Origin of the sequence: Anabaena sp. FACHB-83 (genome assembly GCF_014697485.1) — a bacterium.
GTDB lineage: Bacteria > Cyanobacteriota > Cyanobacteriia > Cyanobacteriales > Nostocaceae > Nostoc_B.
Genome location: NZ_JACJRY010000043.1, coordinates 26,760 through 50,535, shown reverse-complemented (window position 1 = coordinate 50,535; position 23,776 = coordinate 26,760). Strand labels below are relative to the sequence as shown.

The 23,776-nt window shown below is 40.3% G+C and carries 17 protein-coding genes and 1 pseudogene; 15 read left to right on the top strand and 3 right to left on the bottom strand.

The genetic code is table 11. The features are described 5' to 3' along the window. Nucleotides 1–113: pseudogene (locus H6G79_RS29470) on the bottom strand (photosystem II D2 protein (photosystem q(a) protein)); the annotation flags it as partial. 569 nt (nt 114–682) lie between these two features. On the opposite strand from H6G79_RS29470, the gene H6G79_RS29465 reads away from it, so the two are divergent. From H6G79_RS29465 to H6G79_RS29435, 8 genes are all read left to right on the top strand, one after another. Then, the gene (locus H6G79_RS29465) at nt 683–1,276 is read left to right on the top strand and encodes a photosystem I assembly protein Ycf4 (protein WP_190595062.1); all 594 of its coding nucleotides are present in this window, start codon (nt 683–685) and stop codon (nt 1,274–1,276) included. Between the two features lie 174 nt (nt 1,277–1,450). Further along, nucleotides 1,451–2,239, top strand: a complete 789-nt coding sequence (locus H6G79_RS29460) for a peptidylprolyl isomerase (RefSeq protein WP_190595061.1) — start codon at nt 1,451–1,453, stop codon at nt 2,237–2,239. Nucleotides 2,240–2,496: 257 nt separating this feature from the next. Beyond that, nucleotides 2,497–2,694 (top strand): 50S ribosomal protein L35, encoded by a 198-nt coding sequence (rpmI, locus tag H6G79_RS29455; RefSeq protein WP_062289269.1) that lies wholly within the window; start codon nt 2,497–2,499, stop codon nt 2,692–2,694. Between the two features lie 24 nt (nt 2,695–2,718). Further along, complete coding sequence (rplT, locus tag H6G79_RS29450; RefSeq protein ID WP_190595060.1) at nt 2,719–3,075, top strand: 50S ribosomal protein L20; 357 nt, start codon at nt 2,719–2,721, stop codon at nt 3,073–3,075. A gap of 179 nt (nt 3,076–3,254) precedes the next feature. Next, nucleotides 3,255–4,025, top strand: coding sequence for a transporter substrate-binding domain-containing protein (locus H6G79_RS29445; protein ID WP_190595064.1), 771 nt, complete (start codon nt 3,255–3,257; stop codon nt 4,023–4,025). A gap of 234 nt (nt 4,026–4,259) precedes the next feature. Beyond that, nucleotides 4,260–4,784 carry a tetratricopeptide repeat protein gene (locus H6G79_RS29440; RefSeq protein ID WP_190595059.1) on the top strand — a complete coding sequence of 175 codons (525 nt, stop codon included), beginning with the start codon at nt 4,260–4,262 and terminating at the stop codon, nt 4,782–4,784. A gap of 183 nt (nt 4,785–4,967) precedes the next feature. After that, nucleotides 4,968–5,090 carry a hypothetical protein gene (locus H6G79_RS37515; RefSeq protein ID WP_277877372.1) on the top strand — a complete coding sequence of 41 codons (123 nt, stop codon included), beginning with the start codon at nt 4,968–4,970 and terminating at the stop codon, nt 5,088–5,090. A gap of 1,561 nt (nt 5,091–6,651) precedes the next feature. After that, on the top strand, nt 6,652–8,631 hold the full coding sequence (locus tag H6G79_RS29435) for a primary-amine oxidase (protein WP_190595058.1): 1,980 nt from the start codon (nt 6,652–6,654) through the stop codon (nt 8,629–8,631). A 98-nt stretch (nt 8,632–8,729) separates the two neighbouring features. Here the strand turns inward: H6G79_RS29435 and H6G79_RS29430 are convergent, their stop codons facing one another. Beyond that, on the bottom strand, nt 8,730–9,272 hold the full coding sequence (locus H6G79_RS29430; RefSeq protein ID WP_190595057.1) for an HD domain-containing protein: 543 nt from the start codon (nt 9,270–9,272) through the stop codon (nt 8,730–8,732). Nucleotides 9,273–9,735: 463 nt separating this feature from the next. Here H6G79_RS29430 and bchB point away from each other — a divergent pair, with 463 nt between their 5' ends. The 7 genes from bchB to H6G79_RS29395 all read left to right on the top strand — a co-directional run bounded on the left by bchB (nt 9,736) and on the right by H6G79_RS29395 (nt 22,583). After that, nucleotides 9,736–11,262 (top strand): ferredoxin:protochlorophyllide reductase (ATP-dependent) subunit B, encoded by a 1,527-nt coding sequence (gene bchB / locus H6G79_RS29425; protein ID WP_190595056.1) that lies wholly within the window; start codon nt 9,736–9,738, stop codon nt 11,260–11,262. 427 nt (nt 11,263–11,689) lie between these two features. After that, entirely contained in the window at nt 11,690–12,265 is a 576-nt protein-coding gene (locus H6G79_RS29420; RefSeq protein WP_190595055.1) for a Rid family hydrolase, read from the top strand. A 297-nt stretch (nt 12,266–12,562) separates the two neighbouring features. Next, on the top strand, nt 12,563–14,089 hold the full coding sequence (locus H6G79_RS29415) for a slipin family protein (RefSeq protein ID WP_190595063.1): 1,527 nt from the start codon (nt 12,563–12,565) through the stop codon (nt 14,087–14,089). A gap of 1,041 nt (nt 14,090–15,130) precedes the next feature. Further along, nucleotides 15,131–15,730, top strand: a complete 600-nt coding sequence (locus H6G79_RS29410; RefSeq protein WP_190595054.1) for a helix-turn-helix domain-containing protein — start codon at nt 15,131–15,133, stop codon at nt 15,728–15,730. 477 nt (nt 15,731–16,207) lie between these two features. Continuing rightward, nucleotides 16,208–19,303 carry an ABC transporter transmembrane domain-containing protein gene (locus tag H6G79_RS29405; protein ID WP_190590045.1) on the top strand — a complete coding sequence of 1,032 codons (3,096 nt, stop codon included), beginning with the start codon at nt 16,208–16,210 and terminating at the stop codon, nt 19,301–19,303. A gap of 405 nt (nt 19,304–19,708) precedes the next feature. Further along, nucleotides 19,709–21,259: an HlyD family efflux transporter periplasmic adaptor subunit gene (locus H6G79_RS29400; RefSeq protein WP_190590046.1), complete on the top strand. Its 1,551-nt coding sequence runs from the start codon at nt 19,709–19,711 to the stop codon at nt 21,257–21,259. Nucleotides 21,260–21,806: 547 nt separating this feature from the next. Beyond that, nucleotides 21,807–22,583 carry a peptidylprolyl isomerase gene (locus H6G79_RS29395; protein ID WP_190590047.1) on the top strand — a complete coding sequence of 259 codons (777 nt, stop codon included), beginning with the start codon at nt 21,807–21,809 and terminating at the stop codon, nt 22,581–22,583. A gap of 66 nt (nt 22,584–22,649) precedes the next feature. On the opposite strand, the gene H6G79_RS29390 is transcribed toward H6G79_RS29395, so the two are convergent. After that, nucleotides 22,650–23,756 carry a T3SS effector HopA1 family protein gene (locus tag H6G79_RS29390; RefSeq protein WP_190590048.1) on the bottom strand — a complete coding sequence of 369 codons (1,107 nt, stop codon included), beginning with the start codon at nt 23,754–23,756 and terminating at the stop codon, nt 22,650–22,652. Nucleotides 23,757–23,776 lie beyond the last annotated feature (20 nt).

Here is a 23,776-nt window from a genome sequence, read left to right as displayed (position 1 = left end):
AATAGTAATATTCCTGACCAACCTACAAACACGAAGCGATCGCGCTTTAACCAGTCGTCTAGTACGTCAAACCACCCTCTTCTACTTGGGGCGCGTCCAACTGCGATGGTCATCGGACTAAAATCCTCTTTTTACTAAAAATTTCAACGCTCTTGAGGAATAAACGTTTTTTTGACAATTCCCGCAGCCTGAAAGCGGCTGATTTTCTGAGAGGTTGCCTTCTAAGTAAGTTGACATTTCTCAGGGTTATGCCATTACACGTACCATTGGCTAGTAACCTAGCTTGTGGTAACTTAATGATCCTTAACTTATCACATTAGTTCGGTTTTTTGCCTGAACTACACAGGGAATTCTGGTATTGATTACAAACCTATTAAATAATATGAATATCAGAAATTTTACAATCTGACACAACTTTTCTCAGAAATATCACAATTATCTTTGAAGGGAGTGGGGAGTTGGGAGTGGGGAGTAGTAGTCTACCAAGATAGATTTTCGTGGTGGCTGGCTTCGGAGAAAAGGTGAGAAGATTTCCCCAATTCCCCCTGCACCCCTGCTAGGGCTTGGTGAATTAGTGGGGAGTGGAGGAGACAAGGAAGGGGTGGAAATGAGAGAGAATAACTAATGGCAAGGGAAAAATCACCCTTGACCCTTGACCCTTGACCATTCACAAAGTAGTTCCATGACCGTATCAACAACAATTAACCAAGGCGATTCTAATGGCGATCGCGCTTCTTCGGGCGTGTTACATCAAAAAGTTCTCGGTTCTCGTCGGTTGAGTAACTACTGGTGGGCAACTATTGTAACTTTAGGAGCCACAGGCTTTTTGTTAGCTGGTATATCGAGTTATTTGCACGTCAATTTGCTATTAGTCACCGATCCGACTCAATTAGTGTTCTTACCCCAAGGTTTAGTTATGGGCTTGTATGGCACTGCTGGTGTACTTTTAGCTTTATTCCTGTGGCTGATGATTTTATTAGATGTGGGCGGTGGTTACAACGAGTTTAACCACGAAACTGACACCGTTAAAATTTTTCGCTGGGGGTTCCCTGGCAAAAACCGCCGCATTGAAATTTCTGCCCGCATTCGTGATGTCCAATCTGTAAGATTAGACATTAAAGAAGGTTTAAATCCTAAGCGTGCAGTTTACCTCAGAATTAAGGGACGGCGCGATGTTCCTTTAACAAGAGTCGGTCAACCCCTGTCTTTGACAGAAATAGAAACCAAAGGTGCAGAATTAGCCCGCTTTTTGCAAGTTCCATTGGAAGGACTTTAATTAAGTAAAAAGTAGAAAGGCAAAAGTTAAAAGAAAATAATCTTTTGCCCTTCGGGTTCGCCATTTGCTTTATGCCGGGAAACCCGTCCACCGCAATGGCTTACTTTTTACCTTTACCTTTTAACTTTATTCACTTGAGAGGCTAAGATACTCTGGTTGAGTCAGTACCTGAAAATGCGGTTAAAAGTTACAAAATTTTTAGTTACCTTTTTGATGGTCGCTGCTTTAATGTTGGGAGGATGTTCTACACAGCAAGTTAGCTCTAGCACTTCTTCTCCAACAGGAACAGCTACCGAAACTAGTAATACAACTACTGAAGCAACGCCTGTACCTGAAACAACAAGTGAGAGTATTCCCGGAATGAGTAATTTACCAAGGCTTGAAGGTAAAGCTACTGTAGTGATGACGGTGAAAGGTTCACCCATCACTATCGAAGTAGATGGTACAAATGCGCCGATTACCGCAGGTAATTTTGTCGATTTAGTCCAAAAAGGTGTTTACGATGGGTTGGCATTCCATCGAGTGGTACGTGATCCGCAGCCGTTTGTTGTTCAAGGCGGTGATCCCCAAGGGAAAGACCCGAAATTTCCTGCTGATAGATTGGGAACAGGCGGTTATATTGACCCGAAATCTGGCAATGAACGCTATATACCTTTAGAAATCAAACCCAAGGGTGAAGCTGCCCCAATTTACAGTAAAACCTTTGAAATGGCAGGTGTAAAGACAGTACCAGAGTTAAGCCATAAACAAGGTGCGATCGCAATGGCGCGATCGCAAATGCCAGATTCAGCTTCTTCGCAGTTTTATTTTGCTTTGGCTGATTTGGGTTTCTTGGATGGTAACTACGCTGTATTTGGCTATGTCACCCAAGGCTTTGATGTCGTCAACAAAATTCAACAAGGCGATCGCATTGATTCTGCGAAAGTTACCCAAGGCGCAGAAAACCTGAAAGTTCCTCAATGAAGAGTGCTGAGTGCTGAGTGCTGAGTAAGAAAAAGAGTACTCAGTACTCAGTAAAGTAAAGAACTTGCAATACTTCAGATCCCCGACTTCTTTGAGAAGTCGGGGATCTTGTTCTCTCCCACTCCCTGGGTACTGAGCGCAGTCGAAGTACACTCCCCATTCCCCACTCCCTAATTTCTGAAACTACCTTGGCATTTCAGCAAATTTAATAGTATATAATGATAGATTGTGTCGAATCGTCAAATTAAAGCCAGCAAATGCCTAAACTAAAAACCCGTAAAGCAGCCGCAAAACGGTTCCGCGCTACTGGTAGCGGTAAAATCGTCCGCCGCAAAGCGTTCAAAAACCACTTGTTAGAACATAAAACCACTAACAAAAAACGTAAATTTTCCAAAATGGCCATCGTCAACGAGCGCGACGAAGAAAACGTACGCTTGATGCTTCCTTATTTGTAGAGTAAATTTTTTAGGAATTAGAACATGACACGGGTAAAACGCGGTAACGTAGCTCGTAAACGCCGCAATAAAATTCTCAAGTTAGCTAAAGGTTTTCGCGGTTCACACTCAACTCTGTTTAGAACTGCTAACCAGCAAGTAATGAAGGCACTACGTAGTGCCTACCGCGATCGCAAAAAACGCAAGCGTGATTTCCGCCGTTTGTGGATTACTCGGATTAACGCGGCTGCTAGACAACATGGTTTAAGCTACAGTCAGTTGATTGGCAACTTGAAAAAAGCTGATATCCAACTCAACCGCAAGATGTTGGCACAATTGGCAGTTTTAGATCCTACCAGCTTCGGCAAAATTGCTGAATTAGCAGCCAGTCAAGCGAAATAAAGGTGCTAACGGATGAATAACCTTTGAAGGATGAAGTATGAAGTATGAAGGTTGAAACTTACCCCCAAAATCAATCAAGGGGTTTGCACAAATTTGGCTCGTTGCTGAAAAAATTAATCAAGCAACAAGTCTGTTTTTCATCCTTTATCCTTTATCCTTTATCCTTGAATCGGTTATATATGGGGTTATTTAGCGGAATTTTGGTGATTTTCTGCTGTTTATTGTTAGTCACAGGTTTACCTGCATCTGCCGCAGAAATGCCAGAAATTCAACGGCGGGGCTATTTTAAAATTGCCGTTAAAGATAATTTGCCTCCCTTGGGATTTAGGGACGCTAACGGCAATCTTCAAGGCTTGGAAATTGATTTGGCGCAACGTTTAGCCGCCGATTTGCTAGGGAAAGCCGAAGCGGTGAAATTACAGCCTGTAGCAAATCGCGATCGCTTATCTGTAGTCTTAAAGCATCAAGTTGATTTTGCTATTGCTAGAGTCACGGCTACTGAGGCACGTTCCCGGTTAGTAAGTTTCAGTGTGCCTTATTATTTGGATGGCACGTACTTGATTACTAAAGATACTTCTATTAAAGAAATTCAGGATTTAGCTAACCGTAAAATAGCTGTCCTCAACAATTCTGATGCGATCGCTCAAGTACGTTATTATCTCCCCAAGGCTGAGTTAGTGGGAGTCCAATCTTACCAAGAAGGGCAAGAAAAGTTAGAAAATAATACAGCCACAGCCTTCGCCGCCGATGCAAGTGTTCTGAGTGGTTGGATCAAACAATCTCCCCAATATCGTCTGCTACCAACCAAGCTATCAACAGCGCCTTTATCTGTGGTGATGCCCAAGGGTGTACAATACGACGAATTGCGACGAAATGTAAATGAAGCGATCGCCCGTTACACAGTTAAAGGTTGGCTGAAGCAACGCGCCCAATATTGGGGACTACCTTAAAAGAGATATTGTACTTTTGCCTTTTAACTTTTAACTTTAGGACTTACGCAACGCCGATAATGTCATTGCGACCGAAACGAAGTGTAGGGAAGCAATCTCAGCGTCAGGGGAGATTACTTCGCTATCGCTCGTAATGACGGAGTTACGTTACTTTTGCGTAAGTCCTGAACTTTTAACTTCTCTAAGATTGATAATAGATAGAGAAAGTAGTTTTAATATTTGTCTTAGCAGGCGATGGATAATAATCTAGCTGTTGTTTACCTCTCGATTGTGGTGGCAATTCTGACATTCGCGGTTGTGAGTGTTTTTCGGCAAATTCTCAAAACTCGCAGGTTGGAAAGTGCATTTTCCAAACTGCGAAAAAAACTGGAGAAAGAAAAAGGTACAACTCAGGAATATTACGAGTTAGCCTGTATCTATTCTGAAAAAAAATTGTACGTGCAAGCGATCGCGTTATTTCAAAAAGCTCTCAAAGCTGCTGAAGAAGAAGGCGAAGAAGCAACTGCTCCTATTTACAATGGGCTTGGTTACGCTTACTTTGCTCAAGAACAATATGACTTGGCAATTCGCCAATACAAAGAAGCTTTGAAAATTAAACCCGATTATGTAGTAGCTTTAAATAACATTGGTCACGCCTATGAGCGCAAAAAATTAAATACTCAGGCGCTACAAAGTTACGAAGAAGCTCTCAAATTGGCTCCTAATAATTCCACCGCTAAACGTCGTGCTGAATCTTTACGCCGTTTAGTTTCTGCATAGTTCAGGATTTCAATAAAAAGAAGGGTAAGGGATTATTTTAAAAGTGGTTAGTTGTGTTTGTTGATACTTATAGATCCCTCCAACCCCCCTTAAAAAGGCTATGGTGTACACACAAATATTCGTGTAGTGCATCTGTCCCGCCTCGGAATGAATTCCGAGTCTCATAGCAAAAGTCATCTGAAGATGACTCACCTAAAAATGTCTTATAGTCCACGCTTTGTGGACTTTGGCTATGAGCCTGGAACTTTAGTTCAAGGCGGGATGCGGTTTCATACGGCAAATTTTCGACTTGTGTGTACACCGTAGCTTAAAAAGGGGGGGCTAAGATTCTTTTAAAGTTAAGAGAATAGTAGGTTGGGTGTAGCGATAGCGTAACCCAACAAAGCCTTGAAAATGTTGGGTTCCGTTCCTCCACCCAACCTACACCAGTCTAAGTTTTTGCCTTAACGGAACTGTATTGCGTTATAGACCCCTTGAATTGTCATTACGAGCGCAGTGATAACGGAGCGAAGTAATCGCATAATCCCGTAATTTTGGCGATTGCTTGTCTACGAGACGCTACGCGAACGCAATGACAGGCTTCCAGAGCGATCGCAAAACCGAAAGCTAGACGACAAAACCAAACTTTGGCTAGGATTTCAAGACTTGTGTGTACACCGTAGCCTTTTTAAGGGGGATTTAGGGGGATCTAAAATGTTTGGCTACCAACAACAGGGCTTTTAAAACATCCTCTCCTACACCCTTACCCCAATCCTTGATTTTTTCTCCCTCTGCGTAACTCATCCGCATCGTCAACTAAGTAGATACCATGAGTACTAGACAAACCTGACTGGTCACTGTATCATGTTTGTATTAACTTGATGGTTGACAAATCAAAGCGGGGGCTAAAAACCCTGGGGATTCGTCAAAATCGCCAGAACCTTGACAACAAAATAATTACAGCGTTTCATATATCTGGTAAGTTGAGAATTAGTCGCAATTATGACGGCTGAAATTGACATCTTTTTGAGATTCGTCAAATTGCTTCCCAAAAACCTTGCTCCGTATCGGTTTCAGTACGGCGGGGTTTCTAACCACTAATTCCCATCACGGGGATTGAAACTTTCCACCAGCAACCATACCGACCGGCACACTAACGTTTCTAACCACTAATTCCCATCACGGGGATTGAAACCAATTAGCGCGACCAAAGCGGCTAACTCTTGCCACTGGTTTCTAACCACTAATTCCCTTCACGGGGATTGAAACTATGGTGTTAATGGTTGCCAAGGACGAGATTGTGGATCGTTTCTAACCACTAATTCCCCTCACGGGGATTGAAACTGTCAGCCCCTGCGCTTTGTTCTTAGCTTTACTATTGTTTCTAACTACTAATTCCCCTCACGGGGATTGAAACCACACCAATCAAGAATACGATTTATACGAACTCGAAAAAGTTTCTAACTACTAATTCCCCTCACGGGGATTGAAACGCCGGAAACATTAGGCGTAGCGCGGGTATGAAACAAGTTTCTAACTGGCGTAGCGCGGGTATGAAACAAGTTTCTAACTACTAATTCCCCTCACAGGGATTGAAACAAATTAAGCGAAATTCAGACAAAAGCCTATTTTTCGTTTCTAACTACTAATTCCCCTCACGGAGATTGAAACAACTAAGACACAAGATTCGTGAACTACTTCCATTAAGACGGTTTCTAACCACTAATTCCCCACAAGGGGATTAAAACAAAAGTGCGATCGCAAAATCTATCGGTTTTATATAAGACTAATATCTGCACCTACACAAATACATTCAGCAATCAAACCGGATTTATATAGTTCATACTGAGAAATGAATAAATAGAAGTTCTTTGTTTGCTAGTTACAGATGATGAAGAAACTGCGGTTCGCTGTTTTAGCCATTAATATTATTATCTGCCTGAGTATATTTTTTGGACTAATAAGTAAAGTCTCTGCTCAACAACCGCAGATTTTACACCCTTTAACGCCGTTAACAGAAACAGAAATTACCACAGCCGTTGAGGTAGTTAAAAAAGCAAAATCGTTAAGCGACACGGCTATTTTTTCGATTGTGGCTTTAAAAGAACCAGATAAACAGGAAGTTTTAAATTTCACACCCAATCAAGAAGTTCAACGGCAAGCTTTTTTAGTAGTATACGAACGTTTACAAAACAAAACCTACGAAGGTATTGTTGACGTAAAACAGCAATCCCTTAATTCTTGGCAAGAAATAGCCAATGCTCAACCAGCTTTAGGTTATACAGAATGTGCCTTAACATCTCAAATTGTTAAAGCTGATGAAAAATGGCAAAAAGCCATGCAACGAAGGGAAATTAAAGATTTTGATGATGTTAAAGTTAGTTGTTGGGCGGCGGGAATCTTAAGTAAACAGGAAGAATCAACAGGCGATCGCTTGGTGCGTGGATTATCTTATTATCGAGGCGATAACTGGAATTATTACGGTAGTCCCATTGAAGGTGTACTAGCGACAGTTAATTTAAATACAGGTAAAGTCGTCAGTATAATAGATAGAGGCATCGTACCATTCTCTAAAGAAAAGTGGGACTATGATCTAAAATCTTTGGGTAAATTACTCACACCACCAAAACCGTTAAAATTTTTTCAGCCTTATGGTAAAACCTTCCAAATTAATGGAAATGAAATTAGTTGGCAAGGTTGGAAGTTTCGCTATTTAATGCACCCGCGTGATGGTTTAGTGTTGTATTTAGTAAATTACCAAGATGGGGAAAATCTGCGACGAGTTTTATATCGTGGTAGCCTATCAGAAATGGTAGTCCCTTATGGTGATCCTGATCCTACTTGGTCATTTCGCAATGCTTTTGATGTTGGTGAATATAACTTTGGTGTGTTAGCGAATGCGCTGGAGTTGGGTAAAGATATCCCCAGCAATGGAGTTTTATTAGATGCGATATTTGCCAACGAACAAGGCGAACCTGTGACAATGCCGCGAGTTGTTGGTATTTATGAGCGTGATAATGGTATTCTCTGGAAACATTATGGATATGATACTCAGCGTAATGATGTCCGCCGCAATCGGGAGTTAGTGTTAACTATAACGGCGACAATTGATAATTATGATTACAGCCTGAATTGGATTTTTCACCAAGACGGTACTTTAGAAGTTCAAAACGAATTAAGCGGAATTGTTCTAGCGCAAGGAACAAATTTAGAAACAGAATCTTTTGATAATTCCTATGGACGGTTACTGGCTAAAAATATTTTTGGGGTAAATCATCAACACTTTTTTAATTACCGCCTTGACATGGATGTAGACGGACAGGCAAATTCTGTCACAGAGATGAATGTTAACTCTGTACCAATTAGTGGTAAAAATCCTATAGGAAATGCGATCGCAGTAGAAAACACACCATTAACCACAGAAAAAGCTGCCGTCCGTGATGTTGATACCAAACATAGCCGAGAATGGATGATTAGCAGCACCGATAAAAAGAATACTCTCGGCGTGGGAACTGCATATATGTTAATGCCAACTGGAAACACCATATTTTTCCCAACTGAAGGTGCAGAAATTCGCAAACGCGCCGAATTTGCTACACATCATTTTTGGGTAACAAAATATAAACCAGATGAACTTTATGCAGGTGGTAATTATCCCAATCAAAGCCAACCAAAAGAAGGTTTACCAAAATATATTGCTGACAATGAGTCATTAACAAATCAAGACATTGTAGTTTGGTACACGATGGGAATGACACACGTACCCCGTCCTGAAGACTGGCCGGTAATGCCTGTTCATCGTGTTGGTTTTAAGTTATTTCCACGCGGTTTCTTTAGCCGTAATCCTGTGATTAATTTACCTGAATAACTATCAAATACTCGCAGATCCCCGACTTCTTGAAGAAGTCGGGAATCTAGTTCTTCACGAATGAGGCACAAGATTATGAATCTATACATTCTTATTTTTTATACGGCTTGACTACGCACTAGTCTTAAATGACCATCAGAAGCAATTTTTTCAAAACAAGAATCCATTTCTATAAAAATATCCCAATACTCTTTATGGCATCTTTTTACTAACATCTTCATAAATAAATCTTCTAATTGATTGTTACGCTTGCCTTTCCAAAGTGTATCGCTTAAGGCAACACATATCTCTTCAAAAGAACATTCCATTGTTTGCCATTGAGCATGAGAACGACAGCAACGCGCCAGAGTTGAATCAACTCCATTTTTGATGAGTAAATTCTCACCATCAGCTTCGTGATTGATACCTTTAGCTGTCAATTCCTCTGGATGAATAATTTTACCTGCATCATGAAACGCTACACCCAACCGCAAAAAACTTTCATCAAACTGCACCTGTAATTCATACAATTTTGAGATGAGCAAATCAGCAGCTTCGCCAACTAATTTAACGTGAAGTATCAGTTTTGGTAAAGCTCCCAATTCCTCTAGAAACTGATAAGCTTCATTGACTGTTTGAAAGGTTTTGCTTTGATGACTCATGTAAAATTACTCATCAGTATTATTAAATAGGTATAAGGACTAAGTTAAATTTAACTTGAGATTGGCGGGTTTCGACTTCGCTCAACCCTCTTTTAGTGCAAGATTTGAAATGATGTAATATCAAATACTCTGGTTCTTTAAAGATAGCGATCGCACTTCTCATGCCAAAATATATGTAGAAATATTAAGAATACTTGCCCAGAGTTTATGAATAAATATTAAATAACAGCTTTATCTTGCTAACAAGATTTGCATAAGACTAAGAATTATTTCCTTAAACAATATATATGTTGTTTAACTTAAAAGCTAAAATCTAATCATCACAAAGGTTTCAGCGATTCTGACACCAATCAACTAGTAAATAGTCCTATTTCTTCCACGCTACAAGTTTTGGGACAATCAAAGACTAATAATTTCGCAATCATAGTCCACCTCTGATTTTGTTCACAAGGGAGAACGCCTGATGAAATTGGCTTACTGGATGTACGCAGGCCCAGCCCACATTGGTACTTTGCGAGTCGCTACTTCGTTTAAAAACGTTCATGCGATTATGCACGCTCCCCTCGGAGATGATTATTTTAACGTTATGCGTTCCATGCTCTCACGGGAGCGAGATTTTACCCCAGTGACAGCCAGTGTTGTAGATCGCCACGTATTAGCACGCGGTTCGCAAGAGAAGGTGGTTGACAATATTACCCGCAAAGATGCAGAGGAACACCCCGATTTGATTGTGTTAACTCCCACTTGCACCTCTAGCATTTTGCAAGAAGACTTACAAAACTTCGTCGAACGGGCGCAGCTAGAAGCCAAAGGCGATGTCATGTTGGCGGATGTGAACCATTATCGCGTCAATGAATTGCAAGCAGGCGATCGCACTCTACATCAAATCGTTCAATACTATATTGAAAAAGCCCGCAAAAAAGGCGAACTACCGACAACCAAAACCGAAAAGCCATCAGTTAACATCATTGGTATTTCTACCCTGGGTTTTCACAACAACCACGACTGTACAGAACTGAAAAAACTTATGGGTGATTTGGGAATTGAGGTAAACGCCGTCATTCCCGAAGGTGCTTCTGTTCATGAATTAAAGAATTTACCCAAGGCTTGGTTTAACTTGGTTCCTTACCGGGAACTAGGTGTAATGACAGCTAATTACTTACAAGCAGAATTCGGAACACCTTGCGTAGATATTACCCCAATGGGTGTGGTAGAAACTGCCCGTTGCATCCGCAAAATTCAACAGGTAATTAACGAACAAGGCGCAAATGTTGACTATGAAGAATATATCAACGAGCAAACCTTGTATGTTTCCCAAGCGGCTTGGTTTTCCCGTTCGATTGACTGTCAGAATTTGACTGGTAAAAAAGCTGTGGTATTTGGCGACAACACCCACGCCGCCGCCCTTACCAAAATTCTCTCACGAGAAATGGGGATTCATGTAGTTTGGGCAGGAACTTACTGCAAATATGATGCTGACTGGTTCCGCGAACAGGTAAGCGAATATTGCGACGAAGTACTGATTACTGATGATCATGGCGCAATTGGGGATGCGATCGCACGAGTCGAACCCTCAGCCATCTTCGGTACACAAATGGAACGCCACGTCGGGAAACGCTTGGATATTCCTTGCGGTGTAATTGCTGCACCAATTCACGTCCAAAACTTCCCCATTGGTTACAAACCATTTCTAGGCTACGAAGGTACAAATCAAATCACCGATTTAATCTACAATTCCTTTACTTTAGGAATGGAAGACCATTTATTAGAAATATTTGGTGGACACGATACTAAAGAAGTAATTACGAAAGGTATTTCTGCCGAATCTGATTTGAATTGGACAAAAGATGGTTTAGCAGAATTAAATAAAATACCTGGATTTGTGCGCGGTAAAGTCAAGCGAAATACTGAAAAATTTGCCCGCGATCGCGGTTTCAAAGATATCAATGCTGAGGTGCTATACGCTGCTAAAGAAGCTGTCGGGGCTTAGTTTTACGGTTAACTGTTAGCTTGAACTCGATTGATGATGTAAGAGCATTTATAGACAAAAATGCTCTTACTATCTCTTTTTTAGTTGTCAACACTAACATTTACAGAGTTAAAAAATGAGAAATTGAGTGTTGATATTTCAAGTCCGTAAATTCTTTCTCAATCTACAATTTAAAATTCAAAATAGTCTGAGATAAAAATCCTTAATTTTCCGAGGAAGCCAGTAACAGCAATTTTTTTCTAAGAGTAGCGTTTTTTTGAAATACTCTAAAGTAATTTAGTCAAATATTAAAGATATTTTAAAGTTAGTATATTAGCTGCGTAATTGCACTCAACTTTTGAAAAAAGACGTGATTTTTGAGTCCAATTAACCACATAATATAAGCATAGCCTAGTCAAAAATAGATCATTTAATCGAAGGAACTTCAATGACTCAACGTATCACTCGTGCGGTTAATTCAATAGTGACAAAATTTTCACGCAGAAATGCTCTTTTGTGGCTAGGAGGTAGCGGATTAGGTACTGCTATAGTTGCAGCAGGAACCCAAAAGGAAGTAGTCGCGCAAGGTAACAGAAATAGAGATGTGACGTTGCTGAATCCACCAACGTTATATAACGCACCTCAAAATGGCTATAGTCACATAGCGATTACACCACCAAGAACAAGAACCGTGTATATTTCTGGCCAATTTGGTTCAGATTTACAAGGTAATGTAATCTCCAATGATTATGAAGAACAATTAGTCAAAGCTTTTCAAAATCTGCGCTTTGCCTTAAATGCGGCTGGTGCAAGACCACAAGATGTAGTCAAAACAACTGTTTTGATAGTAAATCACACCCAAGAAAAATTAATTCCGTTAGGACGCGAAATTGGTAATTTGTGGGGGAATAAACCACCCGCAAACACACTCATTCCTGTTCCTCGATTGGCGCTTGATGAGATGTTGTTTGAAATTGATGCTTATGCTGTGATTCCAGAATCAGGTAATAATGGCTGGTATTAATTTCTAGATAATTTTAATTGCTACGTATGAACTTGTAGGGGTGAACAGGTGTTCACCCCTACAAGTTTTTGTATGTATATCGAAATTTTGGAGAATGGGTATAGTAAATAACATTTTACATTTGCGAAGTTTAAAATTACAATGTAGTATATATATTACAGATGTTAAAAACTTATTAGCTCAATCACGGTGTGTTCTGGGCAATTTTATACATCAGTACACAAGTGGAACTGCTAAATGTTTTTATTCAATCTGCGTCAGGGGCGAAAACTTCCCCAGTTATCTATGCAAATTACTATGTGGAAAACTTTTTATATCAAACCTCACGAAATCGGTATTCTATATCACCGTAGTGATTTTAAGAAAATTTTGCAGCCCGGTACTTACACTTATTTTGGTAAGCATTGGCAAGTTAAAACCTATGACCTCAATCAACCAGAGGCGAAGATTGATAACTTAGAACTATTGTTGCGAAATCACAGTTCTGAGTTACAGGAACATCTTATAGTTGTGAGAACTGGTTTCGGTCAAGCGGCTTTAGTCCACTGGGGACAAACTTGGGTGAGTATTCCGCCAAACCAACTCCGGGCTTTTTGGCGTGGTTTTATTGAGGTAGAAACTCATCTATTTAACTTGAATCAAAGTTTAGTTTTAGCTGCGGAGTTTGTTCAACAATTACGCGGAATTGCGTTGAATGGAATCAAGAAATTTCTCATTTCTGAGTATGAGATTGGTTTGCTGTATGTACAGAATAACTTTGTACAGCCGCTAGAACCTGGGGAGTATGCTTTCTGGGCTGTTGATAGAGATGTGACAGTGCGGACTCTCAGCCGGATTTTGCCAAATCCTGATTTTCCTTTAGAGGATGTGCTAATTGAGCGACATCCTGAGTTTGTGGCGGCTTATTGTGAGGTAGTACAATTACAAAATCAACAAGTAGCGATCGCACGTTATCAAGGTAAAGTAATTGCTATCCTCAAACCATGTAGCCGCAAACTATTTTGGCAAGGTGTAGAAATAGAAGTAGTTGACATCAACACCGAGGCAACATTACCACCACGTTTAATTGCTGAATTAGTTTCGGGTTTACCAGAAACTCTGGCTTTGAGTCGCAACTTCTTGCATATTTGCGAAGTACCTGCACAACACCTGGGGTTACTGTATATCAATCAAGAGTTTCAAACTCAACTGCAACCGGGAATGCACGTCTGGTGGCTATTTGGGCGTTCTTTGCAAACCGAAGTTTTTGACCTGCGTCAGCAAACTCTAGAAGTTTCTGGCCAAGACATTTTGTCTAAAGACAAAGTACCATTGCGCTTGAATTTAACGGCTGGTTTCCGCATCATCGACCCTCTGAGAGCCAAAAATGGCTTGTCAGATATTGTTGGTTACTTGTATAAAGAAGCTCAGTTTGCTTTGCGTGGCGCAGTTGGTGAAAGAACCTTAGATGCTTTACTAGAAGATAAAGGCGCAATTGACAGAAGTATTTCTGAATATATCCGTCAAAAAACCGCCGACTATGGAATTGAAGTTGATTCAGTAGGGGTAAAAGATATTATTCTGCCTGGAGAAATTAAAACTATCTTGAGCAAAGTAGTAGAAGCGGAAAAAGCCGCCCAAGCTAACGTAGTGCGTCGGCGTGAAGAAACTGCTGCAACTCGCAGTATGTTAAATACCGCCAGAGTTATGGAAGATAACCCGGTTGCATTGCGGTTGAAAGAATTAGAAATACTAGAGCGAATTGCCGAGAAAATTGAAAAAATTCAAGTTAATGGTAGCTTGGATAGTATCTTGACTGAATTGATTCGGATTAATCGGCCATAATATCCTGTAGGACTTACGCATAAAAACGAAAAATTAAGGGTTTTGGCGAGGGTATAGGGGTGTATGTATCTAAAACCCTTACACCCAATCTTCATAGACAATCTTGGTGCGTAAGTCCTGTTACGTATAAAACACTCGCATCTTTTTTAATGTACTTTTTGTCCTAAATATTGGTTATTTTATTTGACATAAATCTAATTATTAAACTTTCAATAAAGAAAATATATTTTTTTCATGAAGTTCATCTTTTTTTCATAAAACCTATTGACTATATTTAGAAAAATTCTTAAAAGAATAACAGTTAGGCTAACTTAACAAAGTGAGGAACCACAGGTTTTCGGCAAAATTTCTCTTCTAGCTTACTTTCTTATACTCATCAAGCAATTTTGTGAAACTAATACCAGCGTTACACCAAACTATAGGAAAGTTGGCCAAATTATTCAGTCTTACTAGTTCATAGTTGATTTTGTTTAGGTGTTTACCAGAAACTGCTGTTTATTGAGGCAAACAACAGCTATGCTGGCTAAATATTTTGTCAGGTTTATAAACTACTACTGCTCAATGCTTTGCGCTCACAATTGGGGAGCGCAGTTTTTAACACAATTTTTCTCTACAGGTAGAATAGTTGCTACTAGAAATACTTGTAATTTGACGATTTTAGTAGCAGCTATTTACATACAGCACTTTTGAAGTAAGTGAGGTACACCATGAGTATTAAGTAATGAGTAATCAGTAAATTTCTGACTCATTACTCATTATTCATTACTCATTACTTTTCTCAATCAGTTGCTGTACCTCATAAACATCGAATCTGCTGTATAAATCTAGATTGTCCAAACAAATGCAATATGAAAAATTCCCCTGATTATTCGTAAATTCAAGGGGCAAACATTCAACGTCGGCTAAAAGTTTTCATTTTCCATCAGTCAGAAGTCAGTCTTCCCAATCAACAGGTTTTCAAGAGTAAATTTATCCCTTCATCATTGCCAGATTCTGACTTCACATCGAATAAGCAATTGTCAACAATAACTGGTAGTAATTATGTCAAACTATTCTAGCAAATACCAAGGTTTGGAAAATTACGATCTGCAAGATAGTAAGTTTTTGACACCTTTTCAAAGAAAAGCTTTGTTGAAAAATTTGCAAAGTAATTTACAGCCAGAATATCTCCGCAGAATTGAAATTATGTTGCTGGCGGATATGGGTAAATCTCAAACTCAAATATGTGAGATTGTGGGTTGTTCTCAAGAAATGGCACGTTACTGGATTGGTATAGCAGAAGCAGGTTTAGCGCATAAATGGAATGAGCGACCAATTGGGAGACCAAAAATTGTGAATGCTCAATATATTGACAGATTGAAAGAATTGGTAAGTCATAGTCCGCGTGATTATGGCTACGCATTTACTTATTGGACAGCCCAATGGTTAAGCAAACATTTAGCAAATGAATTGGGTATTTCGATTAGCGATCGCCATGTTAATCGTCTACTCAAACAAATGGGACTTTCGACTAAACCAAAAAGTTCCAACCAACAAAAAACAGAAGAGACAAAAGATAACAATATTACCATTGGTGACTTGCAAACTCACAGTGAGCCGGCTTTTCCTTGGTCATTTAATTTAATGCAGACAAATCAATAAGGTTCATTTAAGGTAATGAAGGTCTATCTATTAGACAAAGACTAAGATTTGGGGGATTCTCCACGCCACATGCTTCAAGTCGGCAAAGCCGCCCAACGCAGTGGCTCCCCAAGCCCCCGATTGGGGGACGGTTGCGTCCCCCAAACCCCCTCCAAAATCATTTTTTCGTTTTTTGTTTATTCATTATTTGTGGGTTTAGTTGTGATTTAGTTTTGTTATTTGAACCGTATTGGGGCTGGAGGCTAGTACAGGTCGGCGTAAATAAATAGACCAGAAGGAATTGCTAAAAGGCTTGTAGTATTGTTGTTCTTTCTTTTCCTTTTGCCTTTTTACTTTTGCCTTGTTGTACTAGTTTGTTATTTATACTAAGTTGCTTTCAGAAATAGCATTCCCATTCCCTAGCCTCACCCACAGCAGGGACGTTGTATATAACGTCTCTACAAATACGACTTGCTATTAATTTCTGGAGATTAGTAAATGCCATTAGGATTTTCTCAAGAACAGTTAGCACAACAAATTACTCATACTTTGGGCGAGACATTATCTAGTCAAGATATGGAAAGATGCTTGACGGAAGTGCAAATTGTCGAACCGCCTGTTGCTAAACAATTTTGGCAAGCAACAACGGCAAATCCGGGGATTTATATTATTGTCGCCGGGAAAGTGAGACTGTTGGATAATGCCAATAACTTAATCACTACCCTGACAACTGGGGGTGCATTTGGTGAATCAACGTTGTTTCCTGAAGAAGAGTTTTGTTCTTACGTGGCGAGGGCTTCTGTTAACCTCAAATTGGGCTATTTACCGGAAGCACTGTTGCAGGCGATGATGCAGAAATATTCTAGTATGAGCGATCGCCTGCAAAAAAGAGCAGAACTTTGGAATTTACTCTTATTATGTTGCCAAAGTGCGCCCATTACCCTCAATGGCTCTGTGGAAGAGATGCTTCAGGCTTTATCTCTCTTCCGGCGACACAATTTAGATACTGGCGCACCTCCAGCCAAATTATTTCAAGATACTAGACTTTGGCTATTGCGTCGCGGCAAATTACTCCACGCTGACGGACGGATATTAACATCCGGCAACATCTATATATATCCCCAAGAAGGCAGTTGGCAAGCTACACAACCAACCATTGTCTATAGTCTACATAATGCTGATTGGCAAACGGCTGTGGCGTATTGGCCGCAGTTGGCTGATTTGGCGGGAGTGGGGAGTGGAGAGGTAGGCAGGGGGCAGTGGTTCGGCTCCTTTCGGCTTCTCCTGACGGAGACGCTGCGCGAACGCTCAAGGCAAGTCGCTCACCAACCGGGAGGAAGGGATGAAAGTTCTGTACCGCATCCATCACCGAAGCCCAAGAAACTGCGTCAAGCTTATTTTCCTAACCCGACGGTGAGGGCAACTCATGTGTGGGGAAGATTGACGAAGCGGTATCCCTTTTTTGAACAACAAAGTGCCGCAGATTGTGGTGCAGCTTGCTTGGTGATGGTGAGTCGCTATTGGGGTAAGCGTTTAAGTATTAATCGACTGCGAGAGTTAGCGAATGTAAGTCGTGGTGGTGCTTCTTTGAGAGGTTTGACAGCCGCCGCCGAGAGTGTGGGTTTTGCGACTCGTCCGGTGAAAGCGAGTTTGGATAAATTAGCACAACAAACCCTACCTGCGATCGCTCATTGGGAAGGTAAACATTATGTCGTTGTTTATGAGATTACCAAAAAAAGGGTAATTATTGGTGATCCGGCGATCGGGCAACGCAATCTGACAGTCGGTGAATTTAAAGCTGGGTGGACTGGTTACGCCTTATTACTCCAACCCACCACCTTACTCAAAGAAGCTGAGGAAGAAAATCTGCAATTTTGGCAGTTTTTTGATTTAGTTAAACCCCATTGGCGAGTGCTGTTAGAAGTGTTCATTGCTTCGGTATTTATTCAAGTATTTGGATTAGTGACACCTTTATTTACGCAACTACTTTTAGATAGAGTCATTGTTCAAGGAAGCAGCCTGACATTAAATGCTGTGGGTTTAGGATTGTTAATTTTTGGATTATTCCGCGTCGCTATTAATGGACTGCGACAATATCTTTTAGACCACACAGCAAATCGGATTAGCTTATCTTTATTGGTAGGTTTTATCAAACATACCTTTCGTTTACCTCTAGCATTTTTTGAATCGCGTTACGTTGGTGATATTGTTTCGCGTGTCCAAGAAAATCAAAAAATTCAGCGTTTTTTGACTGGGGAAGCTTTATCAATCACTTTAGATTTACTGACAGTATTTATTTATGTCGGGTTGATGTTTTGGTACAGCCCATCAATGGCGTTACTTAGCTTATGTATTGTCCCGCCGTTTATGCTGTTGGCGCTGGTGGCTACACCATTTCTCCGCCGCATTAGCCGTGAAGTATTTACCGCCACTGCCAGCGAAAACAGTTATTTAATTCAATCTCTCACGGGGATTCGTTCAATTCGGTCGATGTCCATTGAGCAAACAGTTCGTTGGCATTGGGAAGAACTGTTGAATAATTTGATTAAAAAGACATTTAGTGGGCAAATTGTCGGCAATCAACTGCAAATTTTTAGTGCCACAATTGAAACCGTGGTCAGTACAGGATTGCTGTGGTTTGGGGCATCATTAGTAATTCAAAATCAACTAACAATCGGACAATTAGTGGCTTTTAATATGCTTTTGGGTAATATTATTCGCCCTTTCCAAAGATTGGTGGTGTTGTGGAATCAAGTACAGGAAGTAATGATTGCGACCGAGCGCATTAATGATGTTTTAGAAGCCGAACCAGAAGAAGATTTACAACACCATCCCCGGCAGACTTTACCCAGATTGCAAGGACATATTAAGTTTGAAAATGTCACCTTTCGCTATCATCCAGACAGTGATATTAATGTCTTAGAAAATCTCAGTTTTGAAATTAACCCCCAACAAACCGTAGCTGTAGTAGGGCGGAGTGGTTCGGGCAAAACTACCTTATCTAAATTGATTTTGGGGTTATATCCGCCGACAGATGGTAAAGTTTTAATTGACGCTCACGATGTGACTAGTATATCTTTGCGATCGCTGCGTTCTCAAATTGGCGTTGTTGACCAAGACACCTTTTTATTTGGCGGCACAATCCGCGAAAATATCAGCATTGCTCACCCCGAAGCTCACTTAGAAGAAATCATCCAAGCGGCGCGTTTAGCAGGTGCAGATGACTTTATTAAACAGTTACCAATGGGTTACGAAACTCAAATTGGTGAAGGTGGCGGAATGTTATCTGGTGGACAGCGACAAAGAATTGCGATCGCCCGTGCTTTACTCGGCAATCCGCGTTTATTATTATTAGATGAAGCCACCAGTCACCTCGACGCTGAATCTGAACGCATCATTCAAAATAACCTGACAACCATCCTCAAAGGACGCACCAGTTTAATCATTGCTCATCGCCTTTCCACCGTGCGTCACGCAGACTTAATTCTGGTATTAGATCGCGGCTTATTAGTTGAAAGTGGCACTCATGACGAATTAATTGCCAGAAAAGGTCATTATTTTTATCTCAACCAGCAACAACTGGCGCAAACATAGGACTTATTTCGTATTCAGTGAAAGACTGATCATTAAGTCTGTAAGGGTTTAGGGGTGTATGGTAATACTGTTCAGTTAAGAGAATAGTAGGTTGGGTGTAGCGATAGCGTAACCCAACAAAGTCTTGAAAATGTTGGGTTCCGTTCCTCCACCCAACCTACACCTGTTCCCTGTTCCCTGTTAAGCGTCAATCTAAGTACGTAAATCCTGACCTTTATTAAGTCAATACGGTTCAGTTAGTAATTTTTTCTTCTCTTCGCGCTCTTTGCGCTCTTTGCGGTTCGTTAAAAAAAATGACTTTAACAAAGAGTTTTAGTCTTAACTGAACTGTATTGCTTTATCATTCCAAAAACAAATTGAGTATCTGGGAAATTTGCACATGAATAGAAAACTGTTGAATTACCTATGCCAAATTCTTATCCCGATTTCTCATCCATACTTACTCAACCAAAGCAGCATGAACCTCGCCAGTTTGATGACTCTGATGTAGTTGTCGATGAATCAATCCAGACAACTGAAATTAATGATTGGTATTACGGTACAGAAGAACTTCTCGATGCTTTACCCAAGCTTTGGACACGTTCAATGCTGTACCTGCTAGTCGCCTTTGCTGCTATTGTGATCCCTTGGACAATGCTCGCTAAAGTAGACGAAACAGGCTCTGCTAGAGGGCGTTTAGAACCCAAAGGTGCAACGCAAAAATTGGGCGTTCCGGTTACAGGTGCAGTCAAAGCCGTCAATGTCCAAGAAGGCGCGACGGTGAAAGCTGGACAGGTTTTGATGCAGTTAGATTCGGATGTATTGCAAACAGATTTGCAACAAACACAAACAAAGTTAGAAGGGTTAAACACTCGACTATCACAGTTGGAATTACTCAAAAATCAACTGATGCTGGCGATTAATATTCAAGAACAACAAAACCAAGCCCAAGCCTTAGAAAAAGTTGCCCAAGTCAACCAAGCACAACAAAATCTTGATGCCAAAATCAGCAGCTATAACCTGCAAAGATTAGAAAAACTCGCCACTGTTGAACAGGCTAGACAGAAAATTAATTCCACACAGATTGACCAAAAATTAGCGCATAGTCGTTTTAATCGAGATGTCGCGGAAGTTGACCGCTATCGTCAACTTTTAAACGAAGGTGCGATCGCGCAAGTTAAAGTAGTGGAATTAGAAAAAATTGCCGAAGAAAGTCAACGCTTGCGAGAACAGGCCAGCGCCGAACTCACCCAATCAGAATTAAGTTTAAAGGAGGAAGTGAGCCGCTATCAATCCATTATGAGCCAAGCTTGGGCAGATATTCAGCAAGCAAAACTCCGCCTCGAAGAACAGCAAAGTAGCTATCAAGGCGTAGTGCAAGCCGGGAGACTGGCGCTGCTGAAAAGCCAAGAACAACTCAAAGATATGCAGAACCAAATCACTAGCCTGCAATCAGAAATTGCCCAAACCAAGAGTCAGATTATCTCATTCAAACTGCAACTAGAACAGCGTGTAGTGCGATCGCCAATTGATGGCACAATCTTTGAATTACCAGTCACAAAACCAGGCCCCGTAGTCGAAGCTGGACAAATCGTCGCCCAAATTGCACCTAAGAATAGTGAGTTGATTATCAAAGCCCAAATGCCCAGCCAACAAAGTGGCTTCTTGAAAGTTGGTATGCCTGTCAAAGTCAAATTTGATGCCTATCCCTTCCAGGATTATGGAGTTATTCAAGGGCGCGTTCATTGGATTTCACCAAGCTCGAAAATTCAAACTGATAGTGAAGGCAAAGCCACTATCGAAACCTATGAATTGGATATTGTTTTAGATAAAACCTATATCCAAGCTGGTGATAAACGCATTATATTAACACCAGGTCAAACAGCAAATGCTGAAGTAATTATTCGTCAACGTCGTGTCATCGATTTTATCTTAGATCCATTTAAGAAATTGCAAAAAGGCGGATTAGAACTGTAATTATTATGGCTACTTTGTTTTGAAACGTGAATAAAATTGACAAGGTAGACAAGGAGGACAAAGGAGACAAGGTAGAGAGAGCTATAAAATCATGTATCTTGATTTTTAATAGGGTAGGCTGTGATAGTCTGTCCTAATTTTACTTTTCATTTTATGTCCGGTTAATTAGTTATATTTCTCACATTATTTAACCCCTCCTCTTGAATCTACAGTGTACACACAAATCTCAGTTGAGCGCATCTGTCCCGCCTCGGAATAAATTCCGAGTCTCATAGTGCAAGTCCTCTAAAGAGGACTCAACAAGAAATTAATTCCAGTCCACTTGAGTGGACTTTGGCTATGAGCCTGGAACTTTAGTTCAAGGCGGGATATGGTTTAATAATACAAATTTTCTGAATGTTTATGTCTAACATAAAATATTAATTAGCAGGCGAAACTTCCACTAGATAGAGATAAGAAATAATCTTGCCAGCCAACATATATAGATATGAGATTAACTTCAATGCGCCCTACAAAACACTAATCAGAATTAGTGGAGGAATTAATTATGGCAAAGCTGTTAAATATTGCTGTGGAAGACATTATTGACTACATCAAATTGTCTTGTCAAGTTCCTAGTATATTAGATGCGATCGCTACTCAAAAAATTATTGCCGAAACAGTCGAAACACTTGGAATTACCGTCGAAGTTGAAGAACTACAAAAAGCCGCAGATAGTATGCGTGTTGCCAATAAACTCCTCAGAGCAGAAGACACTTGGGCTTGGCTAGAAAGATATCATCTGTCTTTAGATGATTTTGAAGAAATTGCCAAAGCCAACATTTTATCTACAAAATTAGCGAATCATTTATTTGCTGAAAAAGTCGAACCATATTTTTATGCTCGTCAATTTGAATATTATGCCGCCGCAATTTATGAAGTTATTTTTGATGATGAAGACTTAGCATTAGAGATATTTTATGCCCTGCAAGAAGGAGAAATTGGTTTTCAAGAAGTTGCCCGCCAATATATCGATAATCCCGAAATTCGTCGGGCTGGAGGTTATCAAGGAATCCGCACCCGCGCTGACTTAAGACCAGAAATCGCCGCCGCCGTATTTGCTGCGACTCCACCACAAATTATCAAGCCAATTGTCACACCCAAAGGAGTACATATAATTGCTGTTGAGGAAATTATTAAACCGGAATTAAATGAGCAATTACGTTTGCAAATTATCGGCGAGTTTTTTAGTAATTGGTTACAGCAACAAGGTGCAAATTTAGAAATAGTGACAAAGCTACCAAATAATTCTCCACCATCTCAAAATTTACCAAGACCTGCTTAATTACTCAATTTTTAAATCCCCGCCTTCTTTGAGAAGTCGGGGATTTTTCGAGGACTACTAGGAAAATTATGATAAAGATAAAGGTATATAGATATCCGCAGAATTAGCATTCAAATAAGGGCGTTGTAATTCTACTTGGGATAAGGCAAATTGTTGGAAAATTGCTGTGAGGCGATGGGCGGGTGTATCATTGCCTTGCTCCCAAGCATCCAGCAAACCGTTAGCGATAATTTGACAACGATGTGTCCCAAAACTTTCTTGTTCAGCAAATCTGCGGTTTGGTTCTTCCGCGATCGCTAACCCCGGTGCCATAAACTTAGTAAATAAAGGGACTTCCGGCTGAAAATAAGACTGACATTCGACATACACCCTTTCTAACACTGGATGAATTGCCTCATAATCCTTTTTATCAAAGTAAAATACTGCGGAATCGTAACGTTCGTAATCGGAAGGATTGTATAAGGCTTTCAATGAGAAAGGAATCTCTAGAAAATTGAGTTGCGTAGTCAAGGTGTGCATAACTGCAACAGCACCTTCGGGAGTGACATTAAAGTAAACACGCACCAATCTTTCCCGATTTGTCGCCGTTCCAGCGTTCGCCACCGCCATATAAAATCCATTTTGTACCAAATTTTTGGGCATTTTGACCGCAACATACTTACCCACAGTTGTAGATTGATGTTGGGGTAATAGATGACGACTGCGTTCAATATGCAGAGTTAAACCATCTTTCTGGACTGCCAAAGTGTTATCAAGATTTTCTTTGACTACCTGCCAATTGTAATACCAATAACCATCGCCTTGATTACTTTCGTGCAGGCGATCGTAAAAAGCTACATCAACACCAAGTAAAGTATTATTTTCTAGATGTTGGTTTAAAGCTACAGTGTTAGTTCCTGTATTAGCAGCCAGAGAACTTTTTAAAGAACCATTGTAATAAATGCCATAAAGAAAACTTCGCAATTGCATACTTAAAAATTTCTTTTGTAGCGCCGCAGGTAATTGCTGAAAACGAGAAATTGCTGCTTCTGGCAGTTGCAATGGTTGGTAATCTGGATGCTTAATACAATAAGCAGACTCAATTTCAATCTGAGAAATAATATCTTGTAGTGATGTCTGCAATGACTCAGGAATTTCTGCAAGTTGAGTGGCGATGGAATCTAACATTTGCATAAAAGCTTACCTGTGATTTC